This is a genomic window from Tenacibaculum sp. MEBiC06402 (assembly GCF_049239625.1).
In the GTDB taxonomy this organism is placed as follows: Bacteria; Bacteroidota; Bacteroidia; order Flavobacteriales; family Flavobacteriaceae; genus Polaribacter.
In genome coordinates, this window is sequence record NZ_JBMKKT010000084.1 from 53,470 (window position 1) to 74,920 (window position 21,451).

12 protein-coding genes are annotated in these 21,451 nt (G+C 31.9%); 4 read left to right on the forward strand and 8 right to left on the reverse strand.

Annotated features, from left to right (window positions below; all coding sequences use genetic code 11):
* Window positions 1-40: 40 nt before the first annotated feature.
* Both porV and porU read right to left on the reverse strand, forming a co-directional pair.
* The gene (porV, locus tag ACOSP6_RS03165; protein ID WP_422092937.1) at window positions 41-1,138 is read right to left on the reverse strand and encodes a type IX secretion system outer membrane channel protein PorV; all 1,098 of its coding nucleotides are present in this window, start codon (window positions 1,136-1,138) and stop codon (window positions 41-43) included.
* A gap of 39 nt (window positions 1,139-1,177) precedes the next feature.
* On the reverse strand, window positions 1,178-4,558 hold the full coding sequence (porU, locus tag ACOSP6_RS03170) for a type IX secretion system sortase PorU (protein WP_422092938.1): 3,381 nt from the start codon (window positions 4,556-4,558) through the stop codon (window positions 1,178-1,180).
* Window positions 4,559-4,744: 186 nt separating this feature from the next.
* Between porU and gldJ the strand changes: the two genes are divergently transcribed.
* Both gldJ and ACOSP6_RS03180 read left to right on the forward strand, forming a co-directional pair.
* Window positions 4,745-6,451 (forward strand): gliding motility lipoprotein GldJ, encoded by a 1,707-nt coding sequence (gene gldJ, locus ACOSP6_RS03175; protein WP_422092939.1) that lies wholly within the window; start codon window positions 4,745-4,747, stop codon window positions 6,449-6,451.
* Between the two features lie 83 nt (window positions 6,452-6,534).
* Window positions 6,535-7,794 carry a UDP-N-acetylmuramoyl-tripeptide--D-alanyl-D-alanine ligase gene (locus ACOSP6_RS03180; RefSeq protein ID WP_422092940.1) on the forward strand — a complete coding sequence of 420 codons (1,260 nt, stop codon included), beginning with the start codon at window positions 6,535-6,537 and terminating at the stop codon, window positions 7,792-7,794.
* Here the strand turns inward: ACOSP6_RS03180 and ACOSP6_RS03185 are convergent.
* On the reverse strand, window positions 7,787-8,638 hold the full coding sequence (locus ACOSP6_RS03185; protein ID WP_422092941.1) for an N-acetylglucosamine kinase: 852 nt from the start codon (window positions 8,636-8,638) through the stop codon (window positions 7,787-7,789). The genes ACOSP6_RS03180 and ACOSP6_RS03185 overlap by 8 nt on opposite strands.
* Before the next feature lie 143 nt (window positions 8,639-8,781).
* Here ACOSP6_RS03185 and ACOSP6_RS03190 point away from each other — a divergent pair, with 143 nt between their 5' ends.
* Window positions 8,782-9,519, forward strand: a complete 738-nt coding sequence (locus tag ACOSP6_RS03190; RefSeq protein WP_422092942.1) for a tyrosine-protein phosphatase — start codon at window positions 8,782-8,784, stop codon at window positions 9,517-9,519.
* A 34-nt stretch (window positions 9,520-9,553) separates the two neighbouring features.
* Here ACOSP6_RS03190 and ACOSP6_RS03195 read toward each other — a convergent pair whose 3' ends face one another.
* Genes ACOSP6_RS03195 through ccsA form a run of 5 tightly spaced genes read right to left on the reverse strand, consistent with a single transcriptional unit; the run spans window position 9,554 to window position 18,457 of the window.
* Window positions 9,554-11,968, reverse strand: a complete 2,415-nt coding sequence (locus ACOSP6_RS03195; protein WP_422092943.1) for a GumC family protein — start codon at window positions 11,966-11,968, stop codon at window positions 9,554-9,556.
* Window positions 11,969-11,978: 10 nt separating this feature from the next.
* Window positions 11,979-12,749: a polysaccharide biosynthesis/export family protein gene (locus tag ACOSP6_RS03200; RefSeq protein ID WP_422092944.1), complete on the reverse strand. Its 771-nt coding sequence runs from the start codon at window positions 12,747-12,749 to the stop codon at window positions 11,979-11,981.
* Window positions 12,750-12,777: 28 nt separating this feature from the next.
* A complete protein-coding gene (locus ACOSP6_RS03205; protein ID WP_422092945.1) occupies window positions 12,778-14,679 on the reverse strand; it encodes a polysaccharide biosynthesis protein in 1,902 nt (633 codons plus the stop codon).
* A 54-nt stretch (window positions 14,680-14,733) separates the two neighbouring features.
* Window positions 14,734-15,249 (reverse strand): DUF2892 domain-containing protein, encoded by a 516-nt coding sequence (locus ACOSP6_RS03210; protein WP_422092946.1) that lies wholly within the window; start codon window positions 15,247-15,249, stop codon window positions 14,734-14,736.
* Between the two features lie 49 nt (window positions 15,250-15,298).
* Window positions 15,299-18,457 carry a cytochrome c biogenesis protein CcsA gene (ccsA, locus tag ACOSP6_RS03215; protein WP_422092947.1) on the reverse strand — a complete coding sequence of 1,053 codons (3,159 nt, stop codon included), beginning with the start codon at window positions 18,455-18,457 and terminating at the stop codon, window positions 15,299-15,301.
* A 174-nt stretch (window positions 18,458-18,631) separates the two neighbouring features.
* Between ccsA and ACOSP6_RS03220 the strand changes: the two genes are divergently transcribed.
* The gene (locus tag ACOSP6_RS03220; RefSeq protein ID WP_422092948.1) at window positions 18,632-21,397 is read left to right on the forward strand and encodes a M16 family metallopeptidase; all 2,766 of its coding nucleotides are present in this window, start codon (window positions 18,632-18,634) and stop codon (window positions 21,395-21,397) included.
* The last annotated feature ends 54 nt before the right edge of the window (window positions 21,398-21,451 follow it).

Genomic DNA, 21,451 nt, shown 5'->3' on the forward strand with positions numbered 1-21,451 from the left:
ACTGCTTTTAATTTTATACTAATATACTAAAAAAACAATATTAATAGTCTTCATAAATTTCACCAATGTCAAATGATAATGAAAAACGTAATGTATTTTCTAATGGGTTATTGACATCAGATGTATTTACTAAATAAGATAAGTCTACAGAAAAAGCTTGAGCCGTAAAACCTGCCCCTAGTGTGAAGAACTTTCTGTTTCCTTTAGTTTCACTTTCATTAAAATAACCTGCTCTAACAGCAAATGCGTTATTGTATAAGTATTCAGCTCCTAAAGACCAGTTAACTTCTCTTAACTCTTCGCTAAAAGGTCTGTCTCCTAAAGACGTAAACATTCCTTCAAACCATCCTCTAGGTGAATCCGAACCACCCGATGGAACTAGCAATTTTCTAAATTCAAGATTAACTCCTAATGTATTATAATCATCAAAGATAAAATCGAATCCTCCACCTAATTTACCAATAGTTGGAATGAAATTTTCTTCTCCTGGCGTATATTCTACTTTAGGACCAATATTTGCTACATTAACACCAATACGGTAACGTCCATTAAATGTTCCATAATTTTCTTCATCTGATTGATAATAAGCCGAAATATCCACAGCAAATGAATTAACTGCTTCTAGAGAGTTATTATCAACATCTAAGTTCGAATTGATATATTTTAAACCTACTCCCATTGAAAATTTTTCACTCAATTTTAAAGAGTAATATCCTGAAATAGCAAATTCACTTGGGTTTATACTTCCAGTGCTATTTCCACTGTTATCTGTTAGATCTATTCTACCTAGCGAGAAGAATTTTAAATCAGCACCCCAAGCACTGTTCTCACTAAATCTGTTTACTACAGAAAAGTTTCCTGCAAAAATATCATCTGTTAAATTACGTAACCATGGCACATAACTTACTCCAACACTTAATTTACTTTTATTAAAAGCTATTTTGGCAGCGTTATGAAATAATGCATAAGCATCAGAAGAAGTGGCAACACCGATTTCTCCCATACCTCCAGCTCTAGCGTCTGTGCTTATTTGAAGAAATGGAACCGAGGTAGTAATAGCTCCTTCATTAACTTGTGCCCTCGATGTAAAAGCTAAAATATTAGCGAATAGTAGTGTAAGTATTGTTGATTTTCTCATTTTTGATTTTAACATTGTTTTGGCAAATATATAATTTTATTATAGTATAACTAGTTTCTCAAATTTTTCGGAGGAAAGATTACTCACTGTAGACCTGACTTTTAATTTATATAAGTAAACACCTTTACCTATTTTGTTGCCAAAATCATCAAGACCATTCCAAGTTATGTTTCTTGATAATCCTCCTGTTGTTTGAACCGTTTGATTGATAGTTTTAACTAATTTACCTGAAATAGTGAAAACTTGCACTTGTACTTCTAGTGGCTCATTTGGCTTGTTGTGATTAAACCAGAATTCGGTGTAGTTTGTGAAAGGATTTGGATAATTCAATACATTTTCTAAAACTAACGTTGCATCACTCACAACCTCAAAAGTTAACGTTGCTTCGGAAGAATTATTATATGTGTCCCAAGCTTTTATTTTTATCGTATGAGTTCCAACTGATAAATCTCTAAGTTGGTAATTAACAGTTCCTTTAGTGAAGTCGTCCAACTCTGTTTCGTAAAAGTCATTCAGAATAATAGGTTCTGATTGATTATCATCAAGTATGGCCACAATATCGTGATCTACCGCGGTAATGGAGGTGTTAATCCCACTGATGTCAGATAGCTTTACAATTAAGTTTGGAGATGTATTAGTTGTTCCCCCGTCTATAAAAGACTCATCATTCATGAATGGCTGTATTTCTGGCCCAATAATATCTTCAGGAGCGTTATTGTTAATTCCACCAACAATCATGTCTAAATTTAATCCTGATTTATCAATCTCTTGATTTTCTGAGTAAAAACTAACTTTAGCATTACCGTAAGTAATTTTTATATCCTTTGGTACTATGAATTCAAAACTGAAATTACCATTTTGTACAGATGATTTACCTCGGAATATTTTACTTTCTTGAGAATCAAAAGTATTTACAATCCCAAAGCCATCGTTATCTAAAGTTGTTTTGTCAATAGGCTTATCAAAAATTGTCGTAAAAACTGTTCCGTTAAAGTTGTTCAGTGGTGTTCCGGAGTTATCAGTAACAATTCCATCTATTTTAATTCTTGATAAAGCTTTTAATGTGTCCACTGGTTGCGTTATAGGGACATCATTTATTCTGCTAATTCGAACATCTGGTTTAGGAATTGCTAATTTCATAGCTGGATCACCAAAATAATAGATAAAAAATCGCTGACTACTAGTTGTCTGGTTTTTTGTTTTTATCAGATTCGTAGAAATCGCATCATCTGAATTATCAAAATCCAATACATAGGTCGTAAGTTCTTTATTGAAAGCTTCTCCTAGGGAAATAAAAATATCTCTAGTTGTGGTAATCATACTAACAGAACCTCCATTTGGATTTAAGAACAATTGTTCGCCTGCTGTATCTCTTAAGGGGTTGTCAAATCTAGAAAACTCGCAAGTAACAGTAATGAAAAGAGGAAGGAAGTCGTTATTGAAATCTTGTATTTGTGGAATTTCTAAAACACGTTCCGCAGCTAAACCATCTTCACCACCATGTCCAAAATAGTCAAATACCAATGTTCCTTTTTCAATAACGTTTGTAATAGCGTTTTTCACTAAAGGATAACGTTCACCACCAGAAGAATTTTCCTGTTTGAAAGCATCAGCGTAAATTTTATTAACGTTAAAAATAGGTTTGTATTTTTTTATACTATCTGCTACTTCTTCCAAACCCGATTGTAATGTGGCATCTGTAGAAACATCAATATCATCAGCAACCAAAGTAACAGTGTTTCTCCAATCTCCAAAAGATGATGAATTGTAGTATTTTAAAATTTTGTTTACTACATCGTTTGCTTGCTGTACTGTAGAAACAGGAATTCTACCCGAACTAATATCAATGTTGTCATTTCCAAGCATTCTTCCATCGTTGTCATCAACCATAACAAAGTAATCATCTGTAACAAAAGAGGAAACTAAATCGAAACTTTGAACCGCATGGAAAGTGGGAACAATATTATTATTTCCAGAAATACGGTCTTTATAATCATAAGAGGAGTCTCCAAAGAAACAAACGTATTGTAATTGATTTGTTGTTGAGGTATCGTAAAGGTGTTTTATAAAATCTCTAATTCCAGTAATATCGGGACTTCCGGACGAAAATTCATTATAAATTTTTGAAAGTTCTACAACTCTCGAGTTTAAATTCGAATTATTTTGATGATAATCAGCTAACCTTTGAGCTTCACCTAACAAGTTTTCATCAGTAATTATTAAGTAATCAATATTACGAACTACGTGTAAGTTCTGATTGGGTACTGTCCTTTCTTGTATTTGAATTGGCGTGAAATAATCGTCTTCGTTTAATACAACATACTCATTTAAAGTTCCGCCATTTGATTTAAAAATAAAATTACCGTTTGTATTGGATTCATTTTGAATATTCTTAACGTTTAGACGATCGGTAACATTCCAAACCTGAAAGATTTCTGAAGAATTCTCAATTGCAAACTCTACTATATCAATACTTTTCGCTTGTTCAAAACTTCTAAAAGAGAATTGTTTTCCTGAGGAGATTAAACGTTTTTTTCCTGTTATTTCAATGTAATCTAAAAAAGCTCTCGCTGAAGGATTACCATTATTGTTATAATCTAATTGAACAACAATATTATTAGCACCATTAACCTGAGAGATACTTTGTCCATATCTTGCCAAACCAGAAGAAGTAGAACTAGAAACAGGAGGGAAGCCAATGGTTGGAGTATTACTTCCATTTACAGTGATATTCATATTCGATGACGTCGAAGATTGTGCGGCTGCAGTAACTTTTACATTAACTTGAGACCCACTTAAAGCATTATCAAAAGGAAGAGTGAAGGTTTGTGAACGATTCACAGAAAAATTTTCTCCAAACCATAGTCGACCAACGGCAAGGAGGCTGACTTCTTCTTTTTCGTAAAAAAGAAAGTCATCATATGAGTTTAAGGTTATTGCGGCATTACCACTCAAAACACCTTCATTATTTATTCTTTTGCCAGGATTGTCTCCAAGGGTAATGAAGTAAAAAGCTTGATTAGTGTATATATTTTGAACATGATTTGCTGTTTCATTTGTAATGTCAGTAGTCCAGCTGTGTGGACCCACACCGTAAAAAAGAATATAATCATTACTGTTAAAAACACCATCTTCGGCACCACTAACATAAATCGCATTTTCTTGCAAATCTGAATATCTAAAATCAGAAGCTAATTCAGGTAATGTGTTTCCTCCATTGCCATAAATTTTTATATTGCGAGGGTCTATTGAATTTAAATTGAATCCTAAGTTTCTTAGAAAATCAGCATCTATTTTGAAAACACCGGTAGTGTCAATAGCAAACTTATACCAAGTACCAGATGAAAGAACGGAATTGGTTGTTTGACTACCTCCGAAAAAAAATGAAAATGATAATAAGAAAAATAGAAGTCTTTTCATAAATTCAAATAAGATAACGAAATGGTTATTACGTTAGTATATCTTTTTGCAAGATTACTTATAATAAAATGAAAAAACAATCGTTAAGAAAGAGTATTTCTAACATATAATAAAATTATTATATTTATATAATTGAATTCAATGATAAATGTTGTAAATTGCCAGACCCTAAAATTAAGTAAATACATGAAAAGTACATTTAAGTTATTTAGCTTACTAACTGTCTCTATTGTTGTTTTAACTTCATGTCAAAGTTCATCAAGAAGATCAGGTTCTTCTTCTTTGACTGGATGGAATTTTAACGATCCAAGTTATGGAAATTACATAAAAGGAGATTTTAAAGATAATGTTGTTCCACCTGGGATGGTGTACATTGAAGGAGGAACTTATACAATGGGGTTAGTACAAGATGATGTAATGTTTGATTGGAACACAACTCCTAAACAAATGCATGTGCGTTCATTCTTTATGGACGAAGCTGAGGTAACAAACGCTGAGTATGGTTTATTTTTACAATATACCAAAGATGTTTTTCCTCCAGAGGATCCTCAGTTTAAGCATATCTATCCATCAATTCTTCCAGATACTTTAGTTTGGAGAAAAGGATTAGGAAATACAAATTTACTTTCTGAGAGTTATTTAAGACATCCAGCTTACTCTGAATATCCAGTTGTTGGTGTTACTTGGTTACAAGCGAATGAGTATTGTAAGTGGAGAACGAATGCTGTGAATTTAAAAATATTAATGGATAAAGGGGTAATCACTAATATTTTTAAAGAAGATTCTTTACAGTTTAGAGGAAAGAATAATTTTGATACAGACGTATATTTAGATCAGCCATATGCATTATTCGATGGTGATTCTACAATTTATAAAAAAGGTATTCCAGTTCCTAGAAAGAAAGGAGAGCCTAAACCAGCAAAAGGAGAATTTACAGGAAGACAGGTTACTTCTTCAGATGGTATTTTATCTCAAAAATTTAGATTACCTACAGAAGTAGAATGGGAATATGCTGCAAAAGCAATTTTTGAAAACAGAGAATACAATAATATTCGAGGAAGAAAGAAGTATGCTTGGTCAGGAAAATACACTAGAAACAGATCTAAATCTCAAAGAGGTGATCAATTAGCAAACTTTAAACAAGGTAAAGGAAACTATAGTGGTATTGCAGGATGGAGTAGTGATGGTGCTGATATTCCTAATGCGGTAAAGAGTTATCCACCAAATGCTTTTGGTTTATACGATATGTCTGGGAACGTAGCGGAATGGGTTGCTGATGTTTATCGTCCGATTGTAGATGCAGAGGCGAATGATTTCAACTATTTCAGAGGAAATATTTTCACAAAGAAATTGATTGATCAAGATGGTAAAGTTGTTATTGTTGATGATAGTCAAGTTGAGTTAGATACTTTAGTAAACGGAAAGGTAATGCCAAAAGCTTTACCAGGTTCTTTTAGATATATTCCTATTACTAAGGATGATACCTATATGAGAAGAAATTATTCTTTTGCGGATAATTCTGATTTAAATGATGGAGATCAAAAGTCATCAAGATTCTTTAGTTTAGAAGAAGATCAGTTAGCGGGTACACCAAGAATGTACAACTCTCCGATAAGACCAGAGAGTGAAAAAGATTCTTTAGGTAATACGATTGTCAAGTTAGAATATGACAAGAAAAACAGAACAACTCTTGTAAGTAATAAAACTAGAGTTTACAAAGGAGGATCATGGGCAGATAGAGAGTACTGGTTAGACCCAGCACAAAGAAGATATTTCCCAGAATATATTTCTACCAATTTTATTGGATTTAGATGTGCTACGGATAAGGTAGGGCCTATGGTTAGAAATGAAAAGAAAACTGCAACTCCTAGATACAATTATTCTAAGAGATAATATTAATAATATTTATAAGTGTAATAATAAATACACATCTAGAAAACCTCGCTGATTTCAGTGAGGTTTTTTATTTTTACAACATGAGAATAAAAGAGCTTTACAAGTTATACATAAATAGTTATTTAGTAGATACTGATACTAGAAGGATCAGAAAAGGATCAATCTTTTTTGCATTAAAGGGCGATAACTTTAATGGAAATGAATTTGCTGAGGAAGCATTGAATAAAGGTGCCTCTTATAGTATTGTGGATGAGGAGCGATATAAAACAAATGATAATATAATACTTGTAGGTAATGTTTTAGAGACCTTACAACAATTAGCTAACTTTCATAGAAGAGAGCTAAATATACCAATTATTGGTTTAACGGGGAGTAATGGTAAAACAACTACTAAAGAGTTAATCAATGCGGTATTAAGTAGAAAGTATAAGACCACAGCTACTTTAGGAAATTTAAATAATCATATTGGAGTTCCGCTTACCTTACTATCCATGAATAAAGAGACAGAGGTTGGAATAGTTGAGATGGGAGCAAACCATCGAGGAGAGATTAAGTTATTAGCTGAAATAGCGGAACCGTCATTAGGGTATATAACTAATTTTGGTAAAGCTCATTTAGAAGGTTTTGGTTCGGTTCAAGGAGTTATTGAAGGTAAATCAGAATTGTATCAATTTATCAGAAAATCAAATAATACCATTGTCGTAAATCAGGATGATTTAATTCAAATGGAAAGGTCTACTGACACGAATAGAGTTTTCTTTAATGAATCGTTAAAGTATGTTGGAGCAAACCCTTTTGTAAAACTTAATTTTAAGGATATTACTATACAAAGTAATCTTTTAGGTAAATACAATTACAATAATATTGCTGCAGCAATTACTATTGGAGAGTACTTTGAAGTGTCAACTGAAGAAATGAAATTTGCCATAGAGAATTATACTCCAACAAATAATAGATCTCAAATTTTAACAAAAGGAAGTAACGAGATTATACTGGACGCTTATAACGCGAATCCAACAAGTATGAAAGCTGCTCTTGAAAACTTTGATAATTATGATGCAGGTATCAAGGTGGTAATTCTAGGAGATATGTTCGAATTAGGTAATGACAGCAGTGTCGAACATCAAAGAATTGTCGAACTAGCCGAGGGATCTAGTTTTTCCAAGATATTACTAGTTGGTGAAAACTTTAACAATACCAAAGTCCAAACAGCAAAACGGTTTAAGAGTTTTCAAGACCTAAAAGAGCATTTAGTACACTTTAAAATAACAAATACTAGTATCTTAATAAAAGGTTCAAGAGGAATGGCCTTAGAACGTTGTTTAGACTATATTAATTAATATTGTTTTTGTGGAATTCTAACAAGTTATCAATAGGTCGTTGAATAATACCAGTGACAGTTAAATTATGCTTATTCGCTACTTTTTCCAAAGTTTCTTTGAAGTAATAAGCGATAGATCCAATAAAGTATATTGGTGTTTCACTGTCTTTTTTATAAGGTAGTATTCTATATTTGAAAAATTCTTGAAATCCTTTCTTTATTAATTTCTTAATGTACTTTTCATTCTTGAATTCGAACATGAATTTTGCAAATGAAGCGAGATACATATTAGGATTAGGTTCTCTGTATAAGTGCTGTTTGATATAGTCCGCATCTAGATTAAATTCATTTTCGAATTTTTTAGAGATTGCTTTCGGCATTTTGTGATAATAATAATCTCTAATTAAAAGTCTCCCAAAATAGTTACCGCTAGCCTCATCCATTATAGAGTAACCAAGTGATGCTGTTAGCATTTCAATATTTTCACCATTAAAATAACAACTATTCGATCCGGTTCCTAATATACATACGATTGAAGGAGTTGTTCCAGCGGCTGCATAAACTGCAGCAAGCATATCTTCTGCAATATTTATTGTTGCATTCGTAAAAATCCCTTTCATTACATCGTGTAATATTTGAACTGGTTTTGGTGTTCCACAACCTGCACCGTAAAAATGAATTTCTTCAACTTCATCTTTAATGTTGATCAGCTGAAACATATTCACAATTCTATTTTTAAGTTCTTCTTCTGGAACTACTGCAGGGTTTAGACCTAATGTTCTAGCTCTAAAAATTTCTGTTTTATTTTTATCTAAAGCTATCCAATCGGCTTTAGTTGAACCTCCATCTGCTATTAAAATCATCTTAATAAATAATTGCGTTATTCAAATATATATTAACAAATCTTCTTATACAATACCCTGCTAAAACTCAATCGTTTTCGCAGTAAAGAAAGTCGATTTTTATTTAAAAAAGAGTAATTTTGTGCAGAGAAAAAAGCCTTAAGATGTTCTTATTTAAAGAAAAAATGATTTCACTCACTGAAATCTTTGATGAAACCTTTGTAGATATTCATTCACATTTACTACCAGGAATTGATGATGGAGCTAAGAGTATAGAAGATTCAATAGCATTAATTTCAAAGATGTATTCCTATGGTATTAAAAACTTTATTACAACTCCACATGTTTTAGGTGATGTATACCCAAATTCTTCTGAAGAGATTTTGGAGAAATTAGAAGAGGTTAAACAAGCTTTGGTTAAAAATGGATTTCACGATATAAACATTAATGCTGCTGCTGAATATATGATGGACGAGCAGTTTGTTGAAAGATTGGAAAAGAATGATATACTTACGCTAAAAGATAATATGATTCTAGTAGAGATGTCTTATTTTAATGCGCCTATTAATTTGTACGACATTCTTTTCGAAATACAATTAAAAGGGTACAAGCCGGTTTTGGCTCATCCTGAAAGATATAACTTTTATCATAATGATTTTCAAAACTATTATAAACTGAAAAAAGCGGGATGTTTATTTCAGTTGAATCTTTTATCATTAACTGAACAATATGGGGGTGGAGTTAAGAAAACTGCTGAGAGACTGATAAAAGAGAATTTATATGATTTTGTTGGAACCGACACACATCATATAAATCATCTAAGACTATTAGAGAAGATTGGAACTAAAAAGATGAAAAAGAAAATTTTAAATCTAGTTGAAAATAACAGTAAGTTTTACTAAAAGAAAAAAGGAACTCATATGAGTTCCTTTTATATTATTTACCTATTAGTTTTTTGTACCAAGGTTTCTTTTCGTCTTCTTTTATATTTCCATAACCATATCCGTATCCGTATCCGTAACCGTAGCCATAACCTCGCTTCATATCGGTGTCATTAAGTATTATGGCCATATTTGGAAGCTTATTCTCTCTGTATAATGTATCCGGAACAGAAAGTAATCTCTTGTCTAAATAATTAGCTCTACTTACATATAAAAATACATCTGCATATTTTGATATTAATAAGGTATCTGTTACTAAATTAACTGGTGCAGTATCAACTAAAATATAGTCGTATTCTTCTCTCAAGTTAGTAAATAATTCATTTACTCTTTCAGACATTAATAGTTCAGCAGGATTTGGTGGTATAACTCCTGATGCAATGATGTCTAAATCTTTTAAAACAGGTACTTGAAACTTAAGTGAATCTATCGTAATATCGGAGTTGGTAATATAGTTGGTAATACCTTTTCGTTCAGGAATATTTAAATATTCCGTTACTTTAGGTGCACGTAAATCCATTCCAACAAGAATAACTTTTTTTCCAGATAGCGCTAGGGTTGCCGATAAATTAATGGAAATAAAAGACTTTCCTTCCCCACTAGTTGTAGAGGTGATAAATATAGTTTTTCCGTGTTTAGCTTTTTCAGTGCCAGTAAGCATGAAATCAAGGTTAGTTCTAACTAACCTGAATGCTTCTGCTGTACTAGACCTGGCATCTGTCCCAACCACTATTTTTTCTTTTGTTTCCGAGTGCGGAATATCACCAATAAATGGTACCGAAGTTAAATCCTGAATATCTTTCTTAGTATGAACTTTAGTATCTAATAAATCACGCAGATATATAATGATAAATGGTATAATCAATCCAAGTAAGCCAGCAGCTAAAAAAATAATTTTCTTTTTTGGGGATACAGGAATGTCGGACCCATAAGCTTTATCAATAATTTTGGCATTTGGAACCGTAACGGCGAGTGAAATCGCTGTCTCTTCTTTCTTTTTTAATAAATATGTATAAAGACCAGCAATAATTTCTTGTTGTCTGGCAATATCTAAAAACTCTCTTTCTTTTGAAGGAATCGAAGATATTTTCGAATTGAATCTGTTCGCTTCTCTATTTAGGTTATTTACATTAAGTTGTATTGATCTTTCCTGATTTTCAAGACTATTCTCAAGGGACTTTCTTAAACTGTCAATATTTTCTTGAATTTCAATAATTACGGTGTTTTTTTCACCTGCACTCTTTAATAATCTCCTTTTTCGACTCAGTAATTCGTTGTATTCAGCTATAGATCGAGCAATATTTGGATCTTGTACTCCTAAATTTACGGGTAGAATATCTTCAGACTCAGCTAATTCTTTTCTTAGCGATTTTACGATACTTAATTGAATGTTAGCGTCTATTAACTTTTCTTTGTTTAATGTGCTCGTTTGAAGCACTAATTGAGCTTCTGATTGAATATCTGTTACACTATTTTTTTTCTTGAAATTTTTTACATTGTCATCTACTACAGCCAATTCACTTCCAACATTATCTAATCGCTCATTAATAAATTTAACTGTCTTCCTTGATACCTCGCTTTTATCGTTTTTAGCATCCAAGTTATATTGAAAAACTATTTCATCCAGAACATCCTCAGCTTTTTGGAGAACCGAAGATTGTAATGAGAGTTTTAATACGCTTGAGTTTTTATTAATAGGGTTTATACTTACACTTTTTATTAATCCATCTATTATAAAATCGGAAGGATAGACATTTACAATAATTTTTTTAGCAATATTTTCCTCTGAAAAATAATTAGATTTTGTAATAAAAATATCCTTTAAAACTAGAGGGGTTAAACTCTCTGTTATTACTAAATCAAACTTCGAATTAAAAGTGATATCATTAACAAGTTGATTTCCTTCATAGTCTGTAACATCAAAAGAGGTGTCAGATTTAACGATTATATTGAAGGAGAAAGGCTTGGAAATGTTTTTTAGCACTAAGGAGTCAGTAATGTTGAATATAATTGGTGATAATTTATATATTTCTGAATTTTTTACTCTACCTTCCGAAATGTATTTAATGTTGAGTTTTAGTTTTTTAACTACATCACCCAATATTTTACGCGATTTTAAAATTTCAATTTCGTTATCGGGATTATTGCTAGAACCACCTCCTACAATTCCTAAATCGCTAAATGCTTCTAATTCAGCAGAAATTCCAGACTTTTGATTGTCCTTTATCATGATTTTTGAGACTGCATTAAATTTAGGAGTACTGTATCTTAAATATAAGAAGGCTATTAATAAACTTATAAGGAACCCTAGGGCAAACCATCTCCAGCGTATCAGGTACTTTTCTAATTCTGCTCTAATATTTATGGTATCGTGCTCTTCTATTTGTTGAGTGTTGATATTGTTATTCATCAATGAGGATTTATCTAGTTAAAACAGCAATTAAAGAAACTATGATTGATCCAATCGAAACAAATAAACCTGTATTTCTATTAAATGCAGCATCTTGCGAGGAGGATTTATTTTGATCTACGTAAACTAAATCATTCTGCTGTAAGTAGTAAACAGGAGAAGTAAATATTTTGTTAGATCTTAAATCTAGGTCAAATTTCATCTTCTTACCATTAATTTCTCTAAAAACTTTTACAGTATTTCTTTTTCCTGTTATATTTAAATCACCTGCTAAACCTATGGCCTCTAGAATAGTAATGCGCTCATTAGGTATAGTGTATGTTCCGGGATTTCTAACATCTCCTAAAACAGTAACAGTGTAGTTTGCTATTCGAATATTTATTGTTGGATTTTTAACATAGTCAGGATCTAATTTCTTTTTAAGTAAAGCAATAGATTCCTGTCTAGTCAAGCCACCAAATTTTAATTTACCTAACACAGGAAAGTCAATATAGCCATCATTATCAATAAGATAAGTCTGTTGTTGTGGTGTTCCTAGCGCTCTGTCCGTAGTAGTTAAAAAGTTTACAGCAGGCAAATTAAAAGCTTTTACACTTTCAAATTCAACCGCAGAAACAGTAATTTGTAACAAGTCATCAGGTTTGAATATGGTCTTATATGAATTTGAGACTTTTGCTTGTTCAATATCATCATACTGGAAATAAGTAATATCTTTTTTTGATACACAAGATGATAAACTTGCAACTAAAAATAATAGGAGAAGACCTTTAGCTTTTTGCATTCTTAAATTTTTTGCGAAAATAATCAATTTAATTGGTTTTTTGTACGTCTAACTTTTCATAAATTGAATTGTTCGACTTATACTCTGGTACTATTTGTTTAATTAGTTTTACAGACAAACTATTGTCATTCTTTGCGTTTTCAAAACACAATGATTCAATTTTTTCTTTTATACAATCAACATTTATTTTTTGATTCTTAGCAATCATAATTTTTTCATGATATGTTGGAGTAGTATTCTCTCCATTCGCTAATAGCTCTTCGTATAGTTTTTCTCCTGGACGTAATCCTGTAATTTTAATATCGATATCCTCTGGGTACTTAAGTCCAGATAGATGAATCATTCGTTTAGCGATATCATAAATTTTTACGGATTTTCCCATATCAAAAATATAGATTTCACCACCTTCCCCCATAGTTCCTGCTTCTAATACTAATTGACAAGCTTCTGGTATTGTCATAAAATATCGAGTAATTTCTTTATGAGTAACAGTAAGTGGTCCTCCAGCCTCAATTTGTTTTTTAAATAATGGTATTACCGATCCATTAGAGCCTAATACATTACCAAAACGTGTTGTTGTAAATTTTGTTGTTGAGTTCAGGTGACTTAGGCATGATATATACATCTCAGCAACACGTTTTGTCGCTCCCATAACATTCGTAGGGTTTACGGCTTTATCAGTCGACACCATTACAAAACGTTCAACATTATATTTAACCGCTAAATCAGCAATTGTTTTTGTGCCTCCTACATTTATTTTTATAGCTTCGTATGGACTTTCTTCCATTAAAGGTACATGCTTGTAAGCAGCAGCGTGGTAAACTTTGTTGGGTTTGAATTCTTTAAAAACAGATTCCATTCTGTTTTGATCTCGAACATCAGCTACAATTGAAGTAAAGTTTTGGATGCCTTTTCTTATTAAATCTTGCTGTATTTCATACAAAGGAGATTCAGCTTGATCAATCAATATTAAATGTTTATGGTTATAGTTACTTATTTGCCTTGAAATTTCACTACCGATAGAACCAGCAGCTCCTGTAACTAGAATTACTTTGTCATTAACATCTCTTTTAAGAATTGGGTTGTCAATTGAAATAGGTTTTCTATCTAATAAATCTTCAATTTTTACCTGTTTAATTTGGTTAGCCTCGAAATCACCACCAATCCAATTAGTTAATGGGGGTACAATTTTTGGTTTTACTCCTAATTCTAAAGTTTTATCAGTTAGATATAAGAGTCTTTCAGATTTAATGTTTTGGATAGAGAAAATGATTTCATCCACTTGTTTTTTTTCGATAAAATCTTTATCAATTTCAGAGCGACTATATATTTTAACTCTATCAATTTTTTTTCCAACTTTGGTTTTATCATCATCAATAAAACCAATAACTTCATAATTGTTTTTCGTATCTCTGTTTAAAGCTCCATAAGTTATTAATCCTGAGTCTCCCGCCCCATAAATCATAACGTTAGTGATTTCTTTTAATTCAGACGAAATAATTTCATAGAAAGCTTTGAATATAAATCGGCTTACAACTAAAACAAATACAGTAATGAAATAATGTATTAGAATAATGGTTTTAGGGATGGTATGATTAGGAAATATCTTGTATACGCTATTTATTGCAACTAAAAAAATAATACTCATAGAAGCAATTGTAACACCAATAAAAACGTTAAAAGCATCCCTAGTACCAGTATGTCGAATAATACCTCTATTTGAACCTACTAACCAGAAGCAGCATAAAAAAATAAATGAGATAAAAGGAAGTTGATAGGCTAAATCTTCTGTGTTAAAATTTAAAGAGGCGTTAAAGCGTATCGTATAGGCAAGGATAAAAGATAATGCAACTAATATAGTATCTATTAACAATACAATCCAATGCGAAGCATGTCTGTTTAAAGCTTTTAAAAGAAAGTTTCTAATCATTTTTCAGAGTCAAACTGGGTAAAGATACAATATTTGTTTAAATCACATTTGAAGTTAAATCTTCTTCATTTGTTGCTTTAACATTTGAATTTGTTCTTTTAACATTCCGTGTTTATCTAATTTTTTAGCCTCATTCATTAAAGTGGTAGCTTCTCTTTTTCTTCTTTTAGTCATAGCTATACCCGCCAATTGTAGTTTTGCCATAGCTAAGTCATGGTCCATTGATAGTCCTAACTTCACAGCTTTCTTAAGGAACTTTTCAGCTTGAGTAATGTTTGTTTGCGACAACATAATTCCATGGAGGTAGTTGTAATATCCCTGTTGTTTTTTGGTAAGAGCTCCTTCTGGGTTTTTAATATATGCTAACCATTTTTGTGCACCAGGGAAGTTTTGTTTTCTTAACTGTAAAAAGGCTAGTAAAATAAACTCGTTTTTAAAGTAGAATAAAATAAAGATACCCGCTAGAAGTAAAATAGCAATTCCATTTCCTATATGACCTAGTGAGAATTCATACACTGCCCAAATTGTTATTAATACTGCTAAAATTAATTTTATATTTTTATTAAACATTTTATTCTTTTTTTTGATTCGCAAATGTACATTTTTAAACCTAACTAGGTTACTTACGGTAAAACTTTTTGTTCTTGAACCAAGCTAAAACTCCTACAATACTTACAAAGGCAATTGAGTAGTACACTGAATTAGGAGTAATTACTTTATCACCACTTGCATAAGAGTGTAGTCCAGATAAATAAAAATTCACACCAAAATAGGTCATCATAATTGATGCATAAGCTATTATCGACCATAAATTAAATGTGTATTTACCTCGTAAACCAGGAATTAACCTCATGTGCAGGACAAAAGCATAAATCATAATAGAGATTAATGCCCATGTTTCTTTAGGGTCCCAGCCCCAATAACGACCCCAGCTCTCATTGGCCCACATACCACCTAAAAAGTTTCCAACGGTTAACATAACTAATCCAACGGTTAAAGACATTTCATTAATTATGGTAAGCTCCTTAATATTGGTCTCCATTTTCTTTTTATTCTTCTTGTTTGTAAATATTATTAGGAATAAAGCCACAATTCCCAAAACCATTCCTAAAGAAAAAGGTCCATAACTAGCCACAATAATAGATACATGTACTAATAACCACCAAGAGTTTAGAACAGGTTGTAAATTGGCAATCTCTGGATCCAACCAGTTTCCAAGAGCAATCATCAGAATAACACATGAAACAAAGGTCGCAGCTCCTATTGTTAAAGATGATTTTCGGCCAAGGTATAAACCAAACAACATTGTTGCCCAAGCAACATAAATTATACTTTCATAGGCATTACTCCAAGGAGCATTTCCACTGATGTACCATCTAGATAATAATCCTAAAGTGTGAAACACAAATAACATTATTATAATTCCGATTAAACCTTTTACAATATAATTCAAGATTTTCTTCTGCGAGAAAATACTCAGAACGACAAAAGAGATTAATAGAAAACCGAATAGGCCATAAAACAAGAATAATTTTTTGAAAATGTTTATTTTGTTGTATGCTATTTCTAAGTTGATTTTATCATCAGAAGGAATTACCTCTTTACCATATTTTTTTTGGAATTTTTTAATACCATCGAGGATTTTGGTAGCTTCTGTATAATCCCCACTTTTCTTAGCTTTTTGAAGTAACTGCATGTAAACAGGTAATGACTGTCTTACAAAAACAGAGTCAGTGGCTCTGAAACCAGCAGTAGCGGTTTCTGGTTGAGAAACCCATTTGTTTTCTTCATTGCCAGGAATTGGATAAATCTTTAATATTCCGCCTCCTAGTGCTTGAGATAATAACCAAATTCTTCTTTCTATTTTAACTAAATCTTTTTCAAATTTATTCTGAATCTTCTTTTTTTGAGCCTCCACAACCAAATTACCGATCTTTGAATTCCCTCGAGAATCATAAAAATCTAGGAATCGAGCATGTGTTGCATCTTTTTCAAGTCCTAGTATTTGTCGTATTTCCGTGTTCCCTTCTTCTAGGTAAATAAATGGAACTTGTAACCAAAATGTTGGGTTTTCCGTAATCGATAATAGCACTTGACTCGGAGTCATGTCATTAAACTTGTTAGTTTGTGCTACTTTTCTCACTAACTCCGAAGCAAAGGTGTGAGCAGGTTTCATTCTACCTCCAGCATCTTGAATTACTAAACGACTAAACTTTTCAGCATGTTCAACATCAACTAAATTAGATTTTAAGATACTATCAATTTTCTCATTGCTTAGTTTTCTTTGAGATTGATTATAGTGCGTTTCATTGTGCTGTGCTAATGAAATTGTTGACATCAAAACTAATGGTAGAAATAAGGCTGCTTTTTTCTTGCGAATTTTTCGTAGTCCCTTTTTTAAGTCATCAAAGCGAGTGTGTTTTGCAAATAAGGAAGAAATCAGACCAATGTAAAGTAGTGAGTACCCAATATAGGTTATAAAAGTACCCCAGAAATCATGATTTACAGAAAGGTGTGTTTGCTCAATTGCTTCTCCAGCATTTTGATAGCTTGCTTGAAAAAATTTATAACCTTTATGATCTAAAATATGATTCATAAAAATTCTATAATCAAAAGTATCATCCTTATCAACTACTGTTACTTCACTTGCATAAGAGGAGGCACTTTCAGATCCAGGATATTTTTCTAGTTGAAAATCATTAAGTTTAATACTAAACGGAGTTTGTAATAATTTTGCTCCATACCAAGCTCTAAAATTTAAGTTGTCAATTGTAAATTCTTCTTTTCCTTTTGTGTTGAATTGCCCTCCAGTGAATTCAACGCGCTCGGTTTTACCGTTATTAGTAATATCGAAAACAACAATATCAAACTTTTTATCGTCCTTTTTTCCTCGGATTGTCCTCATTTCACCTTTTTGAGCAGGTTCTGGTACAACAAATTGAAACCCATTTAAAGTATGTAAAGTTCTGTATTGAAAAAAGTGAACGCTATCTTGAACAATCTGACCTTGTTTTTGATCAGCCATTCTAAGCCATTGTCCGTCTTGTTTAGAGGTCATTTTTAAGCTTCCGTCTTCGTAAAATAAATTAATGGTTGCATTTCTATTGGGTGCATCAAAACCAACTAAAACATTATGAATGTTTTGTATAGAACCTCTTTTTATGTAATGATCATGTCTGGTTCCGCTAGAGCTCTCTACAAAATGTAAATGTTCTATTCCGTTTTCATCTAACACAAGTTTGGTTTCAGCCCAAGGGATAAAATCTACTAATTTGAAAGTAACTTCTTGTTTTGGTTTGCTTTTATTCGGCTGAAATACGAATGAAAAATCTTCTGAATTTTTCCCCCAAGCGGATAGAAGTAGTTTCTTTTCATAAGATTTCTGTGAAGCATTATCATCAATAATTACATTAAGATAATTCGTTTCAGATAAGAATGTATTTGTTGTTTCCCCTTCGTCAATAATCATCATTCCTTCGTATCCGATATATCTAGTAATTCCCGCTCCGATTAAAATGAATAGAAAGGAGATATGGAACATAAAAACTGTCCACTTTTCTTTTCTCAGTAGTCGGTATCTAAAAATATTACCAAAGAAATTAATAACAAAGAATAGCATTATCAATTCAAACCACCATGCGTTGTAAATCAGCTTTTTTGCTGTTTGCGTTCCAAAGTCATTTTCTATAAAAGTTGCTATTCCCATGGCTGCTGCAAAAACAAGAAATAAAACAGCCATTAAACGAGTAGAGTAAAGTGTATTTAAGATTTTTTTCATTGTAAAATGAGTAGATAAAAACTTTGCAAATTTACGGAAAGTTACCTTAAATAATTACTCGTTTCACTTATATTTTATTATATAAAATGATTCCGTTTTAAGCTTTTTTTAATAGTATTTTTTGGTTTTTGACACTTCTTTAAGAGTATATTTGTGAAAACATAAAACTTTATTATGAAATCAAATAAATTATTAAAAATTGCAGGGGTTTTATTTTTGATCCCATTATGGACTTCTACCATTAATGCGCAAATTACAAAAACTGCTAGTGTAGAAGGAATTACAGAGTACAAATTGGATAGTAACGGAATGAAAGTGTTACTTTTTCCTGACAATTCTTCTCAAACAATAACTGTAAATATTACTTATAAAGTTGGTTCGAGACATGAAGGTTACGGAGAGAAAGGAATGGCTCACTTACTGGAGCATTTAGTCTTTAAAGGAACACCTAATCATCCAAATATTCCAAAAGAATTATCGGATCATGGTGCGCGTCCAAATGGAACTACTTGGTATGATAGAACGAACTATTTTGAAACATTTAATGCTACAGACGAAAATTTAGATTGGGCCTTAGATTTGGAGGCTGATAGAATGGTGAATTCATATATCGCCAAAAAAGATTTAGAATCGGAGTTTTCTGTAGTTAGAAATGAGTTTGAGTCAGGAGAAAATTCACCAACAAGTGTTTTAATGAAGTCAGTGATTAGTTCAGGTTTCCTTTGGCATAATTACGGACAATCTACAATTGGTAACCGCTCGGATATTGAAAGAGTACCAATTGAAAATTTAAAGGCGTTTTACAAGAAATATTATCGTCCGGATAATGCTGTTTTAATGGTTACGGGTAAGTTTAATACAGAAAAAACTTTAAAACTTATTGAAGAAAAGTTTGGTAAAATTAAAAATCCTAGTGCTCCTTTAAAATATGTTCCAACTATTGAACCACCTCAAGACGGAGAGAAAAGAGTTGTATTAAATAGGGTAGGAGATTTACAAGTTTTATCTACAATGTATCATACTCCTGCTGGTTCTGATAAAGACCACGCGGCTCTAGCAATTGTAGAAAATGTTTTGACAGATCAACCTTCCGGAAGATTATACAAAGCTTTAATTGATGGAAAAAAAGCTTCTAGTATGTGGTCTTTTGCGCCATTTACGAAAGAGCCATCATTTATGTATTTTAATATTGATGTTCCTTCTGATAAATCTTTAGCAGAAGCAGAGAATACAATGTTAGGCTTATTTGATAATTTATCTAAAAATCCTATTACTGCGGAAGAGTTAAAAAGAGCCAAATCTAATTTACTCAAACAACAGGATCAGGTTTTTAGAAATTCTTCTTATTTAGGAACTTATATGAGTGAATTTATTGGTGCTGGAGACTGGAGATTAGCTTTTATTTTTAGAGATAGAATTGAGAAAATGACATTGGCAGATGTGAATGCTGCAATGAGTAAATATTTTATCAAAACAAATAGAACGGTTGGAAATTTTGTACCAACGAAAAATCCTGAGCGTGTTGCGATTCCACATACAGAAGGGGTTGATGAATTAGTTAAGAGTTACAAAGGAAAGAAGTCTTTAGGTACTGGTGAGGCTTTTGATGTTTCTTACAATAACATTGAAAAAAGATTAAATACTGGGACTTTACCTAAGACTAATATAGAGTATGGATTTATCAAGAAAGATAATCGTGGTAAAACGGTAAGTGTTTCTTTTACGTTTAGAAATGGAACAGAAAAAGACTTAATGAATAAAGGTCTTGTTGCTCGTTATACAGCGAGTATGATGAACAAAGGAACTGCAAATAGAACTAGACAGCAAATTGAAGATGAGTTGAGTGCTATCAAATCTTCAGTTTCTATTAGAGGTGGAAATGGAAGAACATATGTAAATATTAGTTCTACCGAAGAAAATCTTCCTAAGGCTTTAGAATTGATGACCGATATGTTGAAAAATCCTAAGTTTGATGAAGCTGAGTTGGAGAAAATAAAAACAAGAGCTCTAGCTAATCTTGAGCGTAATAAAACTGAACCAACATTTTTAGCGTCAAGAAAAGCAGGCCAAATTAATCAAAAGTATAAAAAAGGGCATCCTTTATATAGAATGTCTATTGAAGAAGAAATTCAGGCGGTTAAAGATGTAACTGTAGATAAATTGCAATCGTACTACAAAGATTTTTATGGTATTTCTAATAATGCAACGTTAATCGCAATTGGTAATATGGATGAAGAGAAGTTAAAAGGATATTTCGAAGAAAACTTCGGGGATTTTAAATCTAAATTATCTTTTACTCCAGTTGCTGATAAATATAGCGCTAATAAAGCTGCTAATGAGAGTATTAAAACTCCAGATAAAAAGAATGCATTTACGACAGGGTCATTATCTTTTGAATGTAGTCAAGATGATGAAGATTATGCCGCATTACAAGTTGCTGGTGAAATTTTTGGTGGTGGATTTTTGAATTCGAGGATTGCTAATCGTTTACGTCAAAAAGATGGTGTGAGTTATGGAGCAGGAGGTGGAGTTTCTGTTGATGGAGATAATAAGGATAAGAATTCTGTTATGTATATCTATGCTATTTATGCTCCTCAAAATGCTGCGAAAGTGCAAAAAGGATTTCAAGAAGAGATTAAGCGTTTCATAGAAGGCGGTGTAACTCAGGAGGAGTTAGACGGTGTTATTAAAGGTTGGGTACAAGCAAAAGCAGTATCTAGAGCAAAAGATAGAGAGCTTTCAGGTTTGATTAATAACAACCTATACTATGATAGAGGTTTCGATTTTCATAGAAATTTAGAAGCTAAAGTGAAGAAATTAACAGTAGAAGATGTAAATAGAGTTATTAAAAAGTACTTTAAGAATTACGAGAAATGGACTGTTGTTAATGCTGGAGATTTTAAGAATATGGCATATTTAAAGGATAAAATGAAAAACTAATCAAATTTTTGATTTGTGTTTCAACGAAAAGGGCTGGTTATTTTAACCAGCCCT

Coding starts and splice junctions, on each gene's coding strand:
- porV (WP_422092937.1), bottom strand. CDS start 1,138: ATGAGAAAATCAACAATACTTACACTACTATTCGCTAATATTTTAGCT.
- porU (WP_422092938.1), bottom strand. CDS start 4,558: ATGAAAAGACTTCTATTTTTCTTATTATCATTTTCATTTTTTTTCGGA.
- gldJ (WP_422092939.1), top strand. CDS start 4,745: ATGAAAAGTACATTTAAGTTATTTAGCTTACTAACTGTCTCTATTGTT.
- ACOSP6_RS03180 (WP_422092940.1), top strand. CDS start 6,535: ATGAGAATAAAAGAGCTTTACAAGTTATACATAAATAGTTATTTAGTA.
- ACOSP6_RS03185 (WP_422092941.1), bottom strand. CDS start 8,638: ATGATTTTAATAGCAGATGGAGGTTCAACTAAAGCCGATTGGATAGCT.
- ACOSP6_RS03190 (WP_422092942.1), top strand. CDS start 8,782: ATGTTCTTATTTAAAGAAAAAATGATTTCACTCACTGAAATCTTTGAT.
- ACOSP6_RS03195 (WP_422092943.1), bottom strand. CDS start 11,968: ATGAATAACAATATCAACACTCAACAAATAGAAGAGCACGATACCATA.
- ACOSP6_RS03200 (WP_422092944.1), bottom strand. CDS start 12,749: ATGCAAAAAGCTAAAGGTCTTCTCCTATTATTTTTAGTTGCAAGTTTA.
- ACOSP6_RS03205 (WP_422092945.1), bottom strand. CDS start 14,679: ATGATTAGAAACTTTCTTTTAAAAGCTTTAAACAGACATGCTTCGCAT.
- ACOSP6_RS03210 (WP_422092946.1), bottom strand. CDS start 15,249: ATGTTTAATAAAAATATAAAATTAATTTTAGCAGTATTAATAACAATT.
- ccsA (WP_422092947.1), bottom strand. CDS start 18,457: ATGAAAAAAATCTTAAATACACTTTACTCTACTCGTTTAATGGCTGTT.
- ACOSP6_RS03220 (WP_422092948.1), top strand. CDS start 18,632: ATGAAATCAAATAAATTATTAAAAATTGCAGGGGTTTTATTTTTGATC.